The sequence below is a fragment of the Pseudomonas sp. ADAK21 genome, assembly GCF_012935735.1.
In the GTDB taxonomy this organism is placed as follows: domain Bacteria; phylum Pseudomonadota; class Gammaproteobacteria; order Pseudomonadales; family Pseudomonadaceae; genus Aquipseudomonas; species Aquipseudomonas proteolytica.
In genome coordinates this window covers 3,940,857-3,955,751 of record NZ_CP052857.1, presented here as the reverse complement: position 1 = coordinate 3,955,751, position 14,895 = coordinate 3,940,857, and the positions used below count along the sequence as shown (strand labels likewise).

Genomic DNA, 14,895 nt, shown 5'->3' with positions numbered 1-14,895 from the left:
CTTTGTGGGCCTTGATTGCCGGGGCAGAGAGATAATTTTTGCAACAAAAGGAAATATTCCGACCCTTCGTCGAATAATAACCGACTGCAGGCGGCGGGTATTCTCACTAAAGGATTAAACCCATCCTCTATACAGGGCACATCATAGCTGGCTTTGGCCAAAAAAAGGGGCGAAAAGCCATCCCAGCTTATGGCTATAGCATCGTTATCGTTACGTGCTTATGACAAAACGATCATTGAATCCATGTGACCTATTGGTTAGAACTCAACACAGGTTAGCGCCGCAACGACGCTGACACATTGGCTCGCCACGCCGGCAGCGAGCCGCACCAACGGCAGAAAAACTCTGCCCGGCCTCGGATGAGGTCGAAGGATATCAAGACAGTCAACAAGTGAGGGAAACACCCTATGAGAAGACTTAAGCGTGATCCGTTGGAAAGAGCATTTTTACGCGGATATCAGTATGGCGTTCATGGCAAATCCCGTGAGCTTTGCCCATTTACTCTACCGTCGGTACGCCAGGCCTGGATTAACGGGTGGCGCGAAGGACGCGGCGACAACTGGGACGGTATGACCGGCACTGCGGGGATCCACAGACTCAACGAACTTCACGCCGTCGGCTAATCAGGGCACTTAATTCCGACAACCACCTTGAAGAATGTAACGACTTAACCACGCACGCCCCATCCGGGCGGCGGGCTTCGGCCCAGGGGCTCCTTCGAGGAGCCCTTTTTTATGGCCGGACGTTCGCGTCAGGGTTTTGGCAAGGCCGCGATGGCGTCCACCGACTGGCGAATCAACGCCGGCCCCTTATAGATAAACCCGGAGTACAACTGCACCAGGCTGGCGCCCGCGGCGATTTTCTCGGCGGCGTGCTTGCCCTCGGTGATCCCGCCCACGGCGATGATCGGCAAACGCCCGGCCAGCTCGGCCGCGAGCACCTTGACGATATGGGTGCTCTGGTCGCGCACTGGCGCGCCGGAAAGCCCACCGGCCTCGTCACCGTAGGCCAGGCCTTCAACGCCAGCACGGCTGAGGGTGGTGTTGGTGGCAATCACCGCGTCCATCCCCGAATCCACCAGGGCCTGGGCCACCAGCACGGTTTCTTCGTCGCTCATGTCCGGGGCGATCTTGATCGCCAACGGCACACGCTTGCCATGGCGCACCGCCAGGTCTTCCTGGCGCTGGCGCAAGGCCTCGAGCAGTTGCTTGAGGGAGTCGCCAAACTGCAGGCTGCGCAGGCCCGGGGTATTGGGCGAGCTGACGTTGACCGTCACATAGCTGGCGTGGGCGTAAACCTTGTCCAGGCAGATCAGGTAGTCATCCACCGCACGTTCCACCGGGGTATCGAAGTTCTTGCCGATATTGATCCCCAGGATGCCCTTGTACTTGGCGGCCTGCACCCGCGACAGCAGATGGTCAACGCCCAGGTTGTTGAAGCCCATGCGATTGATGATCGCCTCGGCTTCCGGCAGGCGGAAAATGCGCGGCTTGGGATTACCCGGCTGCGGGCGCGGCGTGACCGTGCCAATCTCCACAAACCCGAACCCCAGTTGCGCAAAGCCGTCGATGGCCGCGCCGTTCTTGTCCAGGCCGGCGGCCAGGCCAACCGGGTTGGGGAAGTCGAGCCCCATCACCGAGACCGGCATTTGCGCCGGCGCCTTGCACACCAGGCCATTGAGCCCCAGGCGGCCGCCCGCGCCGATCAGGTCCAGGGACAGATCGTGGGAAGTTTCCGGGGAGAGTTTGAACAACAGCTGGCGGGCCAGGGTATACATGGGCGGGCTTGACTCGGATGGCGGCGAAAGGTGGCGGCGATTATAGCCGGGGTGGCGGGTGCGCGCGAGGCATGGCACACCGCCGGTCGATCATCCCCTGCGGGAGGCCATCAACTCTTCGTAGCGCGCCCAGATCTTGCGCGCATAGCGCAGGCGCAATTCATCACGTTCGGCCCCGGCTCCCGGCCCGGCGTTATAGGCGCCCACGGCGGTCCAGTTGTAGCCAAACTGCTTGATAAAAGCCGCCAGGATCGATGCCCCCACCTCCACCGACAGGCACGGTTCATCCAATAACCGTTGTTCGGTAATCCCCTGTTTAAGCAGGCGTGGCAGATGAATGCTGTTGATTTGCATCAGGCCAATATCGCGGGTGCCATTTTTGTTGCTGTGGTTCATGGCTTCGGCGCGGTAGCCGGACTCTACTGCGGCAATCGCCTGCAACAGCTCTGGCTCGATATCGTACTGGCGGGCGGCCTCGGCCCAGCAATACGCCTGGGCCTGACCGACTCCACCCAGGCTCAATAACATCAGTCCCAGCCGGCAAGCACGCCTCATACCCGCTCACCACACCATCCACAGGCCGGGCACACAGCGGTGTGTGACCGCACCGCCTGCACCAGCCCAGGGCACGCGACCACCCGCACCCGGCCATTGAAACGATAACCGCGGCCATACACCGTTGCGATCAACCCACGATCGCCCTCCAGTTGCTTGCGCAATGAGTAGATGCAGCGGGTCAGGGATTCTTCGGCAACGTCGATATCCGGCCAGACATGCTCCAGCAGGCAATCCTTGGTGACCAGCACCCCAGGCGTGGTCAACAACAGGCGCAACACGTGACTCTCTTTGGGCGGTAGCTGAATGTCGCGACCTTCGGTGGTCAGCCTGCCATCCTCCTGCAACGTCCACTGACCAAAGGCGAGGGACGCCGTCATCAAGCCCTCAACTGCAACAACCATTCAAACCTCTGTACCTGTCTGCGGGCATTCACGGCGCCTGAGGATTGCGTCACGCACCGTCTGGGAGAGGCGCGACTATAGAAACCCGTCATCAATTTCACGTTAGGAAAAAGCCCGATGCGTCGAAGTTTTGCAGGAGTTTTGCGTAGGAAATTTCGAAGCCTGGCGCTACTGCTCACCTACCCGGGCAAACGCGCGCCGTACACGTTCGTACTGATCGGCGCTCAGGGATGTCGAAGCGCCCTGCCCCTGGGCAAAAGAACGCGGGGGCACATCCAGTTCCGCCACCCGTTCCCTGATCATCCTTAGTTGCTGCTCACTGCCACTGATCAACAGGCTGTTGACCTGCGGATACGCAATCACCGTGATGCCGGTGCGCGCCTTGCCACCCAGTTCGGCGAGCCGCTTCTCGAGGAGCGTGGCGAGACCGGGTACGGTGATGGTCTGCGCGCCCCTGTCGTACTGGCGGTCTGCTACATCGGCGTTGAGCACCTGGATGACCCCGACTCTTTGCATGTCCTCACGCCGCGCCGGGCGCGGGCGGTCCATCAACTGGGCCAGGCGCATGACGTGATCGACATAGTTGGCGGGCCCCGACACGTAAAACAGACGGGGGCCGGCCTTGCGCAGGGGGTAGCGCGCCTCGTCGAGCCCCGAACGCCCCATGACGTCGCGCAGGCGGTCGACCGTCATGTGCCGCAGGGCCACCCCGGAACTCTTGGCCTCGCCAGCGTCGTAGAGATGCAGCACCTGGCCGTCGCTGTACCAGATCAATTCATGCTGCAACGCCACGGCCTCGAGGACGGCTTGCGCGTTGGCAAAATCAAACTGCCCGCTGATACGTTTGCCCGCCGCCAACTTGCTGACCACGATGGGCTGGCCGAGGGGCACCGCAAGCCGACCGAAGAAGCCTTGCAGGCTTTCGTCCCACGCCAGATAGGACTCGCCCATCGCCGGCAAGGCATTGAGCATCAGCAGAGCGCCCAGCAGCCAGCGCTGCAAAAGGCCCTGGACGGTCGCTGTGGTAAATCGGGCAAGGAGCACGCTGGGTTTCCTGGACGGTGTTGCCTGAAGGGCCGCCATAGTGAAAGGCCCCCACGGCGCAATCTTGATGAAAGCCTGACGGCCTACCCCATGCCACACGCCGTGGCATGTGCCTTGCTTTACCTTGCCCAGGGCAGCCCGCGCCAATGACGGAACGGGCTCAAGGACAAAGGCGTCGTTACCGCAGGTGGCTTGTAAGACACCCTACGGAGCGACGCCTTTTTTCACACAGAAGGTAGGTGTTGATGAGTGATCAGGTCGGCTACAGCCAGGCAACCAATCCCCTGGCCTGGGTCAACGGCAGCGATGCCCCGGAAAAGAGCAGCCTCGACCTGGGCTTCATGGCCTTGAGCGATTGCGCCTCGCTGGTGGTCGCGGCGACGCAGGGGTTTGCCCAACCGTATGGCCTGACCTTGAACCTCAAGCGCCAGTCGTCGTGGGCCGGGCTGCGGGACAAGCTGGTTAGCGGCGAACTGGACGCCGCCCACAGCCTGTACGGCCTGATCTATGCGGTCCACCTGGGCATCGGCGGCGTCGCTGCAACCGACATGGCGGTGCTGATGGGCCTGAACCAGAACGGCCAAGGCATCAACCTGTCCCAGGGCCTGCAACAACAAGGTGTGACCAGTCCTGAGGCACTGGAGCGCAAGGTGCACCAAAGTCGGACAAAACTCACCTTCGCCCAGACCTTTCCTACCGGTACCCATGCCATGTGGTTGTATTACTGGCTGGCCAGCCAGGGCATTCACCCGCTGCGGGATGTCGAGAGTGTGGTGGTCCCGCCGCCGCAAATGGTCGCGCACCTGCAAGCCGGACGGATCGACGGCCTGTGCGTCGGCGAACCCTGGTGTGCCAGCGCGGTGCAGCAGAACCAGGGCTTCACCCTTGCCACCAGCCAGGCGATCTGGCCGGACCACCCGGAAAAAGTCCTGGGCTGCACCCAGGCGTTTGTCGAGCAATACCCCAACACCGCACGCGTGCTGGTGATGGCGGTTCTGGAAGCCAGCCGTTTTATCGACGACAGCCTCGAAAACCGGCGCTCCACCGCGCAACTGCTTAGCGCCAGGGATTACCTGGACGCGCCACTCGACTGCATCGAACCGCGGCTGCTGGGCATCTATGACGACGGCCTGGGTAACCACTGGCAAGACGTACACGCGCTGCGCTTTCATGGCGGGGGCGAGGTCAACCTGCCGTACCTGTCCGATGGCATGTGGTTCATGACCCAATTCCGCCGCTGGGGCCTGTTGCGTGAAGACCCCGATTACCACGCCGTTGCCCGTCAGGTGCAGCAACTGGATCTGTATCGCCAAGCCGCAAGCGCCGTGGGCGTGGCGACCAAGGCCGAAGAAATGCGCAGCAGCCAGTTGATCGACGGCAAGGTCTGGGATGGCTCGGACCCGGCCGGCTACGCCCGCAGTTTCCGCCTGCACGCCCTGGCCGACGATGTCGTCCGCCACGCCTTGCGCTGACGGGAGGCCACCCATGTTGCGAATCCTGCTGATCAATGACACCCCGCGCAAAGTCGGGCGCCTCAAGAGCGCGCTGACCGAGGCCGGCTTTGAAGTGATCGATGAATCGGGCCTGACCATCGACCTGCCGGCGCGCGTCGAAACGGTGCGCCCGGATGTGATTCTGATCGATACCGAATCACCCGGCCGCGATGTGATGGAGCAGGTGGTGCTGGTCAGCCGCGACCAGCCCCGGCCCATCGTGATGTTTACCGACGAACATGACCCCGGCGTGATGCGCCAGGCAATCAAGTCCGGGGTCAGTGCCTATATCGTCGAAGGCATCCAGGCCCAGCGCCTGCAACCGATCCTCGATGTCGCCATGGCGCGCTTCGAGAGCGACCAGGCCTTGCGCGCGCAACTCATAGCCCGCGACCAGCAACTGGCAGAACGCAAGCGCATCGAGCTGGCCAAGGGCCTATTGATGAAAATGAAAGACTGCAACGAGGAACAGGCCTACACCCTGATGCGCCGCCAGGCCATGAGCCGCCAGCAAAAGCTGATCCAGGTAGCGGAGCAGATTATTGCCATGAGTGAGTTGTTGGGCTGAGATAGCGGCACCGACACACCTTTCAGACACTGACGCCCCCCTGTGGCGAGCGGGCTTGCCCCGCGCTGGGCTGCGCAGCAGCCCCAACAAGATCACAATGTTTTATCAGATAGTCCGAGGTGACTGATTTTGGGGCTGCTGCGCAGCCCAGCGCGGGGCAAGCCCGCTCGCCACAACAGCCGTGTCTGCCTGGATTTATGCGCTGCGGCAAAACTGCGTAGATGGCGGTGTCACGATTGGCGCAAGACTTGCTATGTAAACATCACAGGTAGCCAACGGCGGTTGCCCCTCCACGACAAAGACGTCGCACATCCGGTTTGCATACGCGAACCCGGTGGCGGCGTTTTTTCGTTTTGGTGGGGCGGCCTTCGCGGGTCGTTCCATCACCAGGCCTTCTACAAGATCCCCAATCGTGAGGTGCGTGATGAAATCAAGCTTCTGGAAATCCGGGCACACCCCGACCTTGTTTGCCGCGTTCTTGTATTTCGACCTGAGTTTCATGGTCTGGTACCTATTGGGCCCGCTGGCGGTGCAGATCGCTGCCGACCTGCAACTGACCACTCAGCAACGCGGGCTGATGGTCGCCACGCCGATCCTGGCGGGGGCGATCCTGCGCTTTTTGATGGGTATGCTGGCGGACAAATTGTCGCCCAAGACCGCCGGGCTGATTGGTCAGGTGATCGTGATTGTGGCGCTGTTCTTCGCCTGGAAACTGGGGATCCACAGTTATGAACAGGCGCTGCTCCTGGGGCTTTTCCTCGGTATGGCCGGGGCCTCGTTTGCCGTTGCCCTGCCGCTGGCGTCCCAGTGGTACCCCGCCGAGCACCAGGGCAAGGCCATGGGCATCGCCGGGGCCGGCAACTCCGGCACCGTGTTTGCCGCGCTGCTGGCGCCGTTGATCGCCGCCGCATTTGGCTGGAGCAATGTGTTCGGCTTTGCCCTGATCCCGTTGATCCTGACCCTGATCGTCTTTGCCTGGCTGGCGCGCAACGCCCCCGAACGGCCAAAAGCCAAATCCATGGCCGACTATTTCAAGGCCTTGGGCGATCGCGACAGTTGGTGGTTCATGTTCTTCTACAGCGTGACCTTCGGGGGCTTTATCGGCCTGGCCAGCGCCCTGCCCGGCTACTTCAACGATCAATATGGCTTGAGCCCAGTCACCGCCGGCTACTACACCGCCGCCTGCGTGTTCGGCGGTAGCCTGATGCGCCCTCTGGGCGGCGCCCTGGCCGACCGTTTCGGCGGGATCCGCACGCTACTGGGCATGTACGCCGTGGCAGCCGTCTGTATCGCCGCCGTGGGTTTCAACCTGCCCAGTTCCTACGCGGCACTGGCCCTGTTCGTCTGCACCATGCTGGGCTTGGGCGCCGGTAACGGTGCGGTCTTCCAACTGGTACCCCAGCGCTTTCGCCGGGAGATCGGCGTGATGACCGGGTTGATCGGCATGGCCGGCGGCATCGGCGGCTTCGCCCTGGCAGCGGGCATGGGCGCGATCAAGCAAAGCACCGGCAGCTACCAGTTGGCGCTGTGGCTGTTCGCCAGCCTGGGCGTGCTGGCGTGGTTCGGTCTGTATGGTGTGAAACGGCGCTGGAGAACCACCTGGGGTTCGGCTGCCGTCACCGCAGCGCGGGTCTGATGAGCCTGCAACTGAGTGTTGCCCAGGCCAGCGCCATCGGGCCGCGTGAGGAAAACCAGGACGCCATGCGCCTGGTTACCCCGGCCCCGGACCTGGCCGCCAGCAAAGGCTACCTGTGTGCCATCGCCGACGGCGTCAGCCAGTGTGCCGATGGCGGCCTGGCCGCGCGTTCGACCTTGCAGGCCCTGGCCCTGGACTACTACGCCACGCCACAAACCTGGGGCGTGGCCCAGGCCCTGGACCGGCTGTTGCTGGCGCAGAATCGCTGGCTGCAGGCCAATGGCGGCGGCCAGCCGTTGTTGACCACCCTCAGCGCCGTGGTGTTTCGCGGCCAGCGCTTTACCCTGGCCCATGTCGGCGACTGCCGGGTGTATCGCTGGTTCGACGGCGAGTTGCAGCGCATCAGCCAAGAACATGTCTGGGAGCAACCGGGCATGCAGCACGTGCTCAAGCGCGCCCTGGGCCTGGATCAGCATCTGGTGGTGGACTTTCTCGACGGTGAACTGCGCCAGGGTGAATGTTTCCTGCTGCTCAGCGATGGTGTGTGGTCGACCCTGGCGGATCACAGCATCCGTGCGATCCTGCGCGAACAGGCCGACCTGGACCTGGCCGTGAATACGCTGGTCAACGCCGCACACCTGGCGGGTAGCCAGGACAATGCCAGCGCCCTGCTGGTGCGCATCGACCAGCTCGGCGCCGCCACCCTGGGCGATGCACTGGTGCAGTTGCAGCAGTGGCCATTGCCGCCGCCGTTGAAGGCCGGGCAATCCTTTGAAGGCTGGCAGGTGGAGAGCGTGCTGGCACAAAGTCGGCAGTCGTTGCTGTACCGGGTACGCGATACCCAGCAGCAACCCTGGCTGCTGAAAACCCTGCCCCCTGGCCACGACGATGACCACGACGCCGCCCAGGCCCTACTCTCAGAAGAATGGTTTCTGCGCCGGGTGGCCGGACGGGCATTTCCTGAAGTCCATCCGGCCGGCGGGCGTCAGCATTTGTACTATGTGATGCGTGAATACAGCGGGCAGACCCTGGCCGCCCTGTTCCAGCAGCAAGGCCCCTTGCCGCTGGCACAATGGCAATCCATCGCCGAGCGCTTGCTGCGCGCGGTGGGCATGTTGCATCGCCGGCAGATCCTGCACCGCGACATCAAGCCGGAAAACCTGCTGCTGGGGGACGACGGTGAATTGCGGGTACTGGACTTTGGCCTGGCCTATTGCCCGGGGTTATCCGAGGACCGCGCTCACCTGCTGCCGGGCACCCCCAGCTTTATCGCGCCTGAAGCCTTCAGTGGTGAACGTCCGACCCCTCGGCAGGATTTGTACAGCGTCGGCGTGAGCCTGTATTACCTGCTGACCGGGCACTATCCCTACGGTGAAATCGAAGCTTTCCAGCGCCCCCGCTTCAACACGCCGGTCAGCGCCAGCCGCTATCGACCGGATCTGCCCGACTGGTTGCAGCAAAGCCTGGAACACGCGGTGGCGGCACAACCGGACCAACGCTACGAAACCGCCGAGGAATGGCTGCTGGTACTGGAACAGGCCGACCGCCGCGAGCTGAGCCTGCGCCCTCGGCCACTGCTGGAGCGCGAGCCTCTCAAGGTCTGGCAAACCCTGGCGCTGGTGTCGCTGCTGCTCAACCTGCTGTTGCTGTATCTGTTATCCCTGTAGGAGGCAGGCGCGCCAGTTGTGGGCATCGCGCCTTTAAATGGTGCGAAAAAGCCTTGTGGTATCCACCAGAACCTCAGTAAATCCGGCTTTTCACGACTTGGCACAACCACTGCATTAGCTCTTGCAACACCCCACATACAGCCCACCCCTCAACGACGAAGGTGGGGCTTTCCCGAGAGAACGGGACCAGGACAAAGGCGTCCTCGCTAGGCAACTAGCGGGACGCCTTTTTTTGTTTGCGCGTGATTTGTCGAGCCATTGCGGAGAACGACATGAAAAAACTCAAACTGGTGATGATCGGCAACGGCATGGCCGGGGTTCGCACCCTTGAAGAACTGCTGAAACTGAGCACCGAGCTGTACGACATTACGGTCTTTGGCGCCGAGCCCCACACCAACTACAACCGCATCCTGCTATCACCGGTGCTGGCCGGTGAGCAGACGTTCGAAGAGATCGTGCTCAACGACCTCGACTGGTACCTGCAAAACAACATCAAGTTGCTGCTCAACCGCAAGGTGGTGCAGATCGACCGGGTCAAACGCAAAGTCATCGCCGAAGACGGCACCGAGGCCGAATACGATCGCCTGCTGATCGCCACCGGTTCGACTCCGTTCATCCTGCCGATCCCCGGCAATACCTTGCAGGGCGTGATCGGCTACCGCGACATTGCCGACACCCAAGCCATGATCGACACTGCCAAGACCCACAAGCATGCCGTGGTCATCGGTGGCGGCCTGCTCGGCCTGGAAGCGGCCAATGGCCTGATGCTGCGCGGCATGCACGTCACCGTGGTGCATATCGGCGAATGGCTGCTGGAGCGGCAACTGGACAAGACCAGCGGCCAGTTGCTGCAAACCGAACTGGAAAGCCGTGGCCTGGTGTTTCGCCTGTGCGAACAGACCCAGGCCCTGCATGACGCCGGCAATGGCCGCGTGGGTTCGGTGCAATTCAAAAACGGCGACGTGATTCCCGCCGACCTGGTGGTGATGGCCGCCGGGATCCGCCCCAATACCGAACTGGCGGAAAAGTCCGGCATCCCGTGCAACCGTGGGATCCTGGTCAACGACACGATGCAAACCTACGACCCGCGCATCTATGCCATCGGCGAATGCGCCAGCCATCGCGGGATTGCCTACGGCCTGGTGGCGCCGCTGTTCGAGCAGGCCAAGGTCTGCGCCAACCACCTGGCCCAGTTGGGGTTCGCCACCTATAAAGGCTCGGTGACCTCGACCAAACTGAAAGTCACCGGTATCGACCTGTTTTCCGCTGGCGACTTCATGGGCGGCGAAGGCACCGAAACCATCACCCTTTCCGACCCCATCGGCGGCGTCTACAAGAAGCTGGTGATCAAGGACGACATTTTGGTCGGCGCCTGCCTGTACGGCGACACCGCCGATGGCGGTTGGTATTTCCGGCAGATCCGTGAGAACCATGGCATTGGCGAAATCCGCGACCACCTGATGTTCGGCGAAAACGCCTTGGGCGACGTCGGCCACCAAGGCCAGGACAAAGCCATGAGCATGGCCGACAGCGCCGAAGTCTGCGGCTGCAACGGCGTGTGCAAGGGCACCATCGTCAAGGCGATCCAGGAACAGGGCCTGTTCAGCGTCGATGAGGTAAAGAAACACACCAAGGCCGCCAGTTCCTGCGGCTCCTGCGCCGGGTTGGTGGAGCAGATCCTGATCAACACCGTGGGCGGTGCGGCTGACGTCAAGCCAAAGAGCGAGAAAGCCATCTGCGGTTGCAGCGACCTGAACCACGGGCAAATCCGCCAGGCGATCCGCGACCAGCACCTGCTGACCATCGCCGACACCATGAGCTACCTGAACTGGCGCACCCCCAACGGCTGCGCCACTTGCCGCCCGGCGTTGAACTACTACCTGATCTCCACCTGGCCGGGGGAAGCCAAGGACGATCCGCAATCGCGCCTGATCAACGAACGGGCCCACGCCAATATTCAGAAAGACGGCACTTACTCAGTAGTCCCGCGGATGTGGGGCGGTGTGACCAATCCTTCCGAACTGCGGCGGATTGCCGATGTGGCCGACAAGTACAACGTGCCGATGGTCAAGGTCACCGGCGGGCAGCGCATCGACTTGCTGGGCATCAAGAAACAGGACCTGCCCGGTGTCTGGAAAGACCTCGATATGCCGTCCGGGCACGCCTACGGCAAATCCATCCGTACCGTGAAGACCTGCGTAGGCAGCGAGTTCTGCCGCTTCGGCACGCAGAACTCCACACAACTGGGCATCGAGTTGGAGCATGACCTGTTCAATATGTGGTCGCCCCACAAGGTCAAGCTGGCGGTCTCCGGTTGCCCGCGCAACTGCTCGGAAGCCGGGATCAAGGACGTGGGAATTATCGGCGTCGACTCGGGCTGGGAGATGTATATCGGCGGCAACGGCGGGATCAAGACCGAGGTCGCAGAGTTCTTCGTCAAGCTCAAGACCGCCGAGGAGGTACGCGAATACAACGGCGCCTTCCTGCAGCTGTACCGCGAAGAAGCCTTCTACCTGGAGCGCACCGTGCATTACATGCAGCGGGTCGGCATGGACCATATCAAGAAGGCCGTGCTGGAAGACCCAGCGCGGCGCCAGGCCCTGAACGAGCGCCTGCAGTTCTCCCTGTCGTTTGAACAAGACCCATGGAAAGAACGCCTGGAGCAGCCGTTGCTGAAGAAGGAATTCGACACCATCGCCGTCAAACAGCTGGAGGTAGTGGTATGAACTGGCTGGATATCTGTGCCCTCGACGAAATCAACGCACTGGGCTCGCGCATCGTCAGCGGCCCGAAAGGTGAAATTGCGATTTTTCGGACCAGTGACGACGAAGTCTTCGCCCTTGACGACCGCTGCCCGCACAAGGGTGGGCCATTGTCCCAGGGGTTGATTTACGGCAAACGCGTAGCATGCCCATTGCACAACTGGCAGATCGACCTGGCGTCCGGCGAAGCCCAGGCCCCGGATATCGGTTGCGCCCACCACCACCATGCCCGGGTTGAAAACGGCCGGGTGATGCTGGCCCTGCGGGACGCTGGTTGATGAACCGCCAGGTCACCGCGTCGACCTGCTGCTACTGCGGGGTCGGCTGCGGCGTGCTGATCGAGCATGATGGCGCGCAGATCCTCGGGGTCAGCGGCGACCCGTTGCACCCGGCCAATTTCGGCAAGTTGTGCAGCAAGGGTTCCAGCCTGCACCTGACTGGCGACCTGGCAGCGCGGGCGTTGTACCCCGAATTGCGCCTGGGCAAAGGCCTGGCCCGTGGCCGTACCGATTGGGACAGTGCCCTGGACCACGCGGCCCATGTGTTCGCCGACACCATCGCCGAGCACGGCCCCGACAGTGTGGCGTTCTATATCTCCGGGCAACTGCTGACCGAGGATTACTACAGTTTCAACAAGCTCGCCCGGGCGCTGGTGGGCACCAACAATATCGACAGCAATTCCCGGCTGTGTATGTCCTCGGCGGTGGTCGGCTACAAGCGCAGCCTGGGGGCCGACGCGCCGCCGTGCAGCTATGAGGACCTGGAGGCCAGCGATTGCGTGATGATCGTCGGCAGTAATATGGCCTACGCCCACCCGGTACTGTTTCGCCGGCTGGAAGAGGCCAAGGCGCGCCGTCCGGAGATGAAAGTGCTGGTCATTGATCCACGGCGCACCGATACCTGTGACCTGGCGGATATGCACCTGGCAATCCTGCCGGGTACCGATGTCGCGTTGTTCCATGGGATTTTGCATCTGCTGCTGTGGGAAGACTGGATCGATCGTGACTTTATCCAGACTCATACCGATGGTTTGGTCGAACTCAAACGCCTGGTCCACGACTACACGCCGCAGATGGTCACGCAATTGTGCGGGATCAGTGTCGAGCAACTGCGCCAGTGTGCGCAGTGGGTCGGCACCTCGCCGAGCTTTCTGTCGCTGTGGTGCATGGGGCTCAACCAGTCCACCGCCGGCAGTGCGAAAAACAGCGCCCTGATCAACCTGCACCTGGCCACCGGCACCATTGGCCGCCCAGGTTGCGGGCCGTTTTCCCTGACCGGCCAGCCCAACGCCATGGGCGGCCGGGAAACCGGTAGCCTGTCGAACCTGCTGCCGGGCCATCGTGATGCCAACAACCCCGAGCACCGCGCACAAGTGGCCGCCTACTGGGGGGTTGAGCAACTGCCATCCAGTACCGGCTTGACCGCCATCGAACTGTTCGAGCAGGTACAGGCCGGCAAGATCAAAGCGCTGTGGATCGCCTGCACCAACCCCGCGCAATCGTTGCCGGACCAGAGCAGCGTGCGCCAGGCCCTGGCCGCGTGCCCATTCGTGGTGTTGCAGGAAGCCTTCCGCACCACAGAAACCGCAGCCTTTGCCGACCTGTTGTTGCCAGCCGCCAGTTGGGGTGAGAAAGAAGGCACCGTGACCAATTCCGAGCGGCGTATTTCCCACGTACGCCAGGCCATTGCCCCACCGGGTGAGGCGCGGTCGGACTGGGCGATTACCGTGGATTTCGCACAGCGCCTGGAGCAACGTTTGCGACCGGGCCTACCGAGCCTGTTTGCGTTTGCGCAACCGGCGCAGATTTTTGATGAGTTCAAACTGCTGACACGCGGTCGGGACTTGGACCTGTCAGGTATCAGCCATGCCCTGCTCGACCGGATCGGCCCGCAACAATGGCCGTTTCCCGCCGAGGCTCAGAGCGGCACACCACGGCTGTACACCGACGGCATCTTCCCGACCGACAGTGGTCGTGCGCACTTTATCGCCGAGCCTTATCGCGCTGCCAAGGAACAACGTGATGCGCGCTTTCCCCTGACCCTGATCACCGGCCGCCTGCGTGACCAATGGCATGGCATGAGCCGCACCGGTACGGCTGCGCAACTGTTCGGCCACGTCAGCGAAGCATTGCTCAGCCTGCACCCGGACGAACTACGCCGGCACCGCTTCAAAGAGGGCGATCTGGTGAGCCTGAAAAGCCGCCGTGGCCAGGTGATTGTGGCGGTGACCAGTGATGACAGCGTGCGGCCCGGCCAGGCGTTCCTGCCCATGCATTGGGGCGATCGCTTCCTCAAGGGCGGCGTCAACATGCTGACTCAGCCGGCATTCGATCCCTTGTCGAAACAACCCGAGCTCAAGCACAGCGGTGTGCGCCTGGAAGCCGTGCAATTGCCTTGGCAGCTGTTTGCGTTGATCGAAGGTGACGTGCAGCAACACTTCGAGGCGTTGCGTCCGCTTTGCGAGCGCTTTGCCTACGTCAGCCTCAGCTTGACCGGGCGTGAGCGGCCGGCGCTGCTGCTGCGTGCTGCCCATACCGAGGCGCCGGACCTGCAGTTGCTCAAGAACATCGACCAATTGCTGGGCCTCAATGACGGTCCGGTCATGGCCTATGACGACCCACGGCGCTCCATCGGCAAGCGGGTAAAAATCGAGAACGGCCGGATTACCGCGATCCGTCTGGCCGGCGAAACCCTGGCCCGTCATTGGCTGCAAAGCCTTTGGCTGGAGGGCCGGACCGATGAACAACTGCGCCGCTGGTTGCTGGCCCCGCTAAGCGCGCCACCCGGCGCGGGTACGAGCAGCAACAAAATTCTCTGCAACTGCAAGAACGTCAGTGAAAACGCGATATGTGCAGGCATCAGTCGCGGCCTGGACCTCGCGGGGCTGAAGCAAGAACTGGGCTGCGGCACGCAATGTGGCTCCTGCGTCCCCGAAATCAAACGGCTTTTGGCGAGCACCTCGCAGCCAATCGCTATCAGTGTGTGAGGG

12 protein-coding genes are annotated in these 14,895 nt (G+C 62.3%); 8 read left to right on the top strand and 4 right to left on the bottom strand.

What is annotated here, in order from left to right; genetic code table 11:
• The first annotated feature begins 407 nt into the window (after positions 1-407).
• On the top strand, positions 408-623 hold the full coding sequence (gene rmf / locus HKK57_RS17975; protein ID WP_002553055.1) for a ribosome modulation factor: 216 nt from the start codon (positions 408-410) through the stop codon (positions 621-623).
• A 128-nt stretch (positions 624-751) separates the two neighbouring features.
• Here rmf and HKK57_RS17970 read toward each other — a convergent pair whose 3' ends face one another.
• From HKK57_RS17970 to HKK57_RS17955, 4 genes are all read right to left on the bottom strand, one after another.
• The gene (locus tag HKK57_RS17970) at positions 752-1,777 is read right to left on the bottom strand and encodes a quinone-dependent dihydroorotate dehydrogenase (protein ID WP_029298245.1); all 1,026 of its coding nucleotides are present in this window, start codon (positions 1,775-1,777) and stop codon (positions 752-754) included.
• Between the two features lie 90 nt (positions 1,778-1,867).
• The gene (locus HKK57_RS17965; RefSeq protein ID WP_070995174.1) at positions 1,868-2,332 is read right to left on the bottom strand and encodes a lytic transglycosylase domain-containing protein; all 465 of its coding nucleotides are present in this window, start codon (positions 2,330-2,332) and stop codon (positions 1,868-1,870) included.
• Complete coding sequence (locus HKK57_RS17960; protein ID WP_237150381.1) at positions 2,329-2,712, bottom strand: winged helix-turn-helix domain-containing protein; 384 nt, start codon at positions 2,710-2,712, stop codon at positions 2,329-2,331. Before HKK57_RS17960 ends, HKK57_RS17965 begins: the two co-directional genes overlap by 4 nt.
• A 192-nt stretch (positions 2,713-2,904) precedes the next feature.
• Positions 2,905-3,780, bottom strand: a complete 876-nt coding sequence (locus HKK57_RS17955; protein ID WP_237150382.1) for a secretin N-terminal domain-containing protein — start codon at positions 3,778-3,780, stop codon at positions 2,905-2,907.
• Positions 3,781-4,025: 245 nt separating this feature from the next.
• On the opposite strand from HKK57_RS17955, the gene HKK57_RS17950 reads away from it, so the two are divergent.
• The 7 genes from HKK57_RS17950 (at position 4,026) to HKK57_RS17920 (ending at position 14,892) form a co-directional block, all read left to right on the top strand.
• A complete protein-coding gene (locus HKK57_RS17950; RefSeq protein ID WP_029298252.1) occupies positions 4,026-5,252 on the top strand; it encodes a CmpA/NrtA family ABC transporter substrate-binding protein in 1,227 nt (408 codons plus the stop codon).
• A gap of 13 nt (positions 5,253-5,265) precedes the next feature.
• Positions 5,266-5,841 (top strand): ANTAR domain-containing response regulator, encoded by a 576-nt coding sequence (locus HKK57_RS17945; RefSeq protein WP_029298254.1) that lies wholly within the window; start codon positions 5,266-5,268, stop codon positions 5,839-5,841.
• Positions 5,842-6,265: 424 nt separating this feature from the next.
• Positions 6,266-7,477: a nitrate/nitrite transporter gene (locus tag HKK57_RS17940; protein ID WP_070995172.1), complete on the top strand. Its 1,212-nt coding sequence runs from the start codon at positions 6,266-6,268 to the stop codon at positions 7,475-7,477.
• Positions 7,477-9,144, top strand: coding sequence for a bifunctional protein-serine/threonine kinase/phosphatase (locus HKK57_RS17935; RefSeq protein ID WP_169390504.1), 1,668 nt, complete (start codon positions 7,477-7,479; stop codon positions 9,142-9,144). Before HKK57_RS17940 ends, HKK57_RS17935 begins: the two co-directional genes overlap by 1 nt.
• 272 nt (positions 9,145-9,416) lie before the next feature.
• A complete protein-coding gene (gene nirB / locus HKK57_RS17930) occupies positions 9,417-11,870 on the top strand; it encodes a nitrite reductase large subunit NirB (RefSeq protein ID WP_070995170.1) in 2,454 nt (817 codons plus the stop codon).
• Positions 11,867-12,184 (top strand): nitrite reductase small subunit NirD, encoded by a 318-nt coding sequence (gene nirD, locus HKK57_RS17925; RefSeq protein ID WP_029298262.1) that lies wholly within the window; start codon positions 11,867-11,869, stop codon positions 12,182-12,184. Before nirB ends, nirD begins: the two co-directional genes overlap by 4 nt.
• Positions 12,184-14,892, top strand: coding sequence for a nitrate reductase (locus HKK57_RS17920; RefSeq protein WP_169390503.1), 2,709 nt, complete (start codon positions 12,184-12,186; stop codon positions 14,890-14,892). Before nirD ends, HKK57_RS17920 begins: the two co-directional genes overlap by 1 nt.
• Positions 14,893-14,895: the final 3 nt, after the last annotated feature.

Coding starts and splice junctions, on each gene's coding strand:
- rmf (WP_002553055.1), top strand. CDS start 408: ATGAGAAGACTTAAGCGTGATCCGTTGGAAAGAGCATTTTTACGCGGA.
- HKK57_RS17970 (WP_029298245.1), bottom strand. CDS start 1,777: ATGTATACCCTGGCCCGCCAGCTGTTGTTCAAACTCTCCCCGGAAACT.
- HKK57_RS17965 (WP_070995174.1), bottom strand. CDS start 2,332: ATGAGGCGTGCTTGCCGGCTGGGACTGATGTTATTGAGCCTGGGTGGA.
- HKK57_RS17960 (WP_237150381.1), bottom strand. CDS start 2,712: ATGACGGCGTCCCTCGCCTTTGGTCAGTGGACGTTGCAGGAGGATGGC.
- HKK57_RS17950 (WP_029298252.1), top strand. CDS start 4,026: ATGAGTGATCAGGTCGGCTACAGCCAGGCAACCAATCCCCTGGCCTGG.
- HKK57_RS17945 (WP_029298254.1), top strand. CDS start 5,266: ATGTTGCGAATCCTGCTGATCAATGACACCCCGCGCAAAGTCGGGCGC.
- HKK57_RS17940 (WP_070995172.1), top strand. CDS start 6,266: ATGAAATCAAGCTTCTGGAAATCCGGGCACACCCCGACCTTGTTTGCC.
- HKK57_RS17935 (WP_169390504.1), top strand. CDS start 7,477: ATGAGCCTGCAACTGAGTGTTGCCCAGGCCAGCGCCATCGGGCCGCGT.
- nirB (WP_070995170.1), top strand. CDS start 9,417: ATGAAAAAACTCAAACTGGTGATGATCGGCAACGGCATGGCCGGGGTT.
- nirD (WP_029298262.1), top strand. CDS start 11,867: ATGAACTGGCTGGATATCTGTGCCCTCGACGAAATCAACGCACTGGGC.
- HKK57_RS17920 (WP_169390503.1), top strand. CDS start 12,184: ATGAACCGCCAGGTCACCGCGTCGACCTGCTGCTACTGCGGGGTCGGC.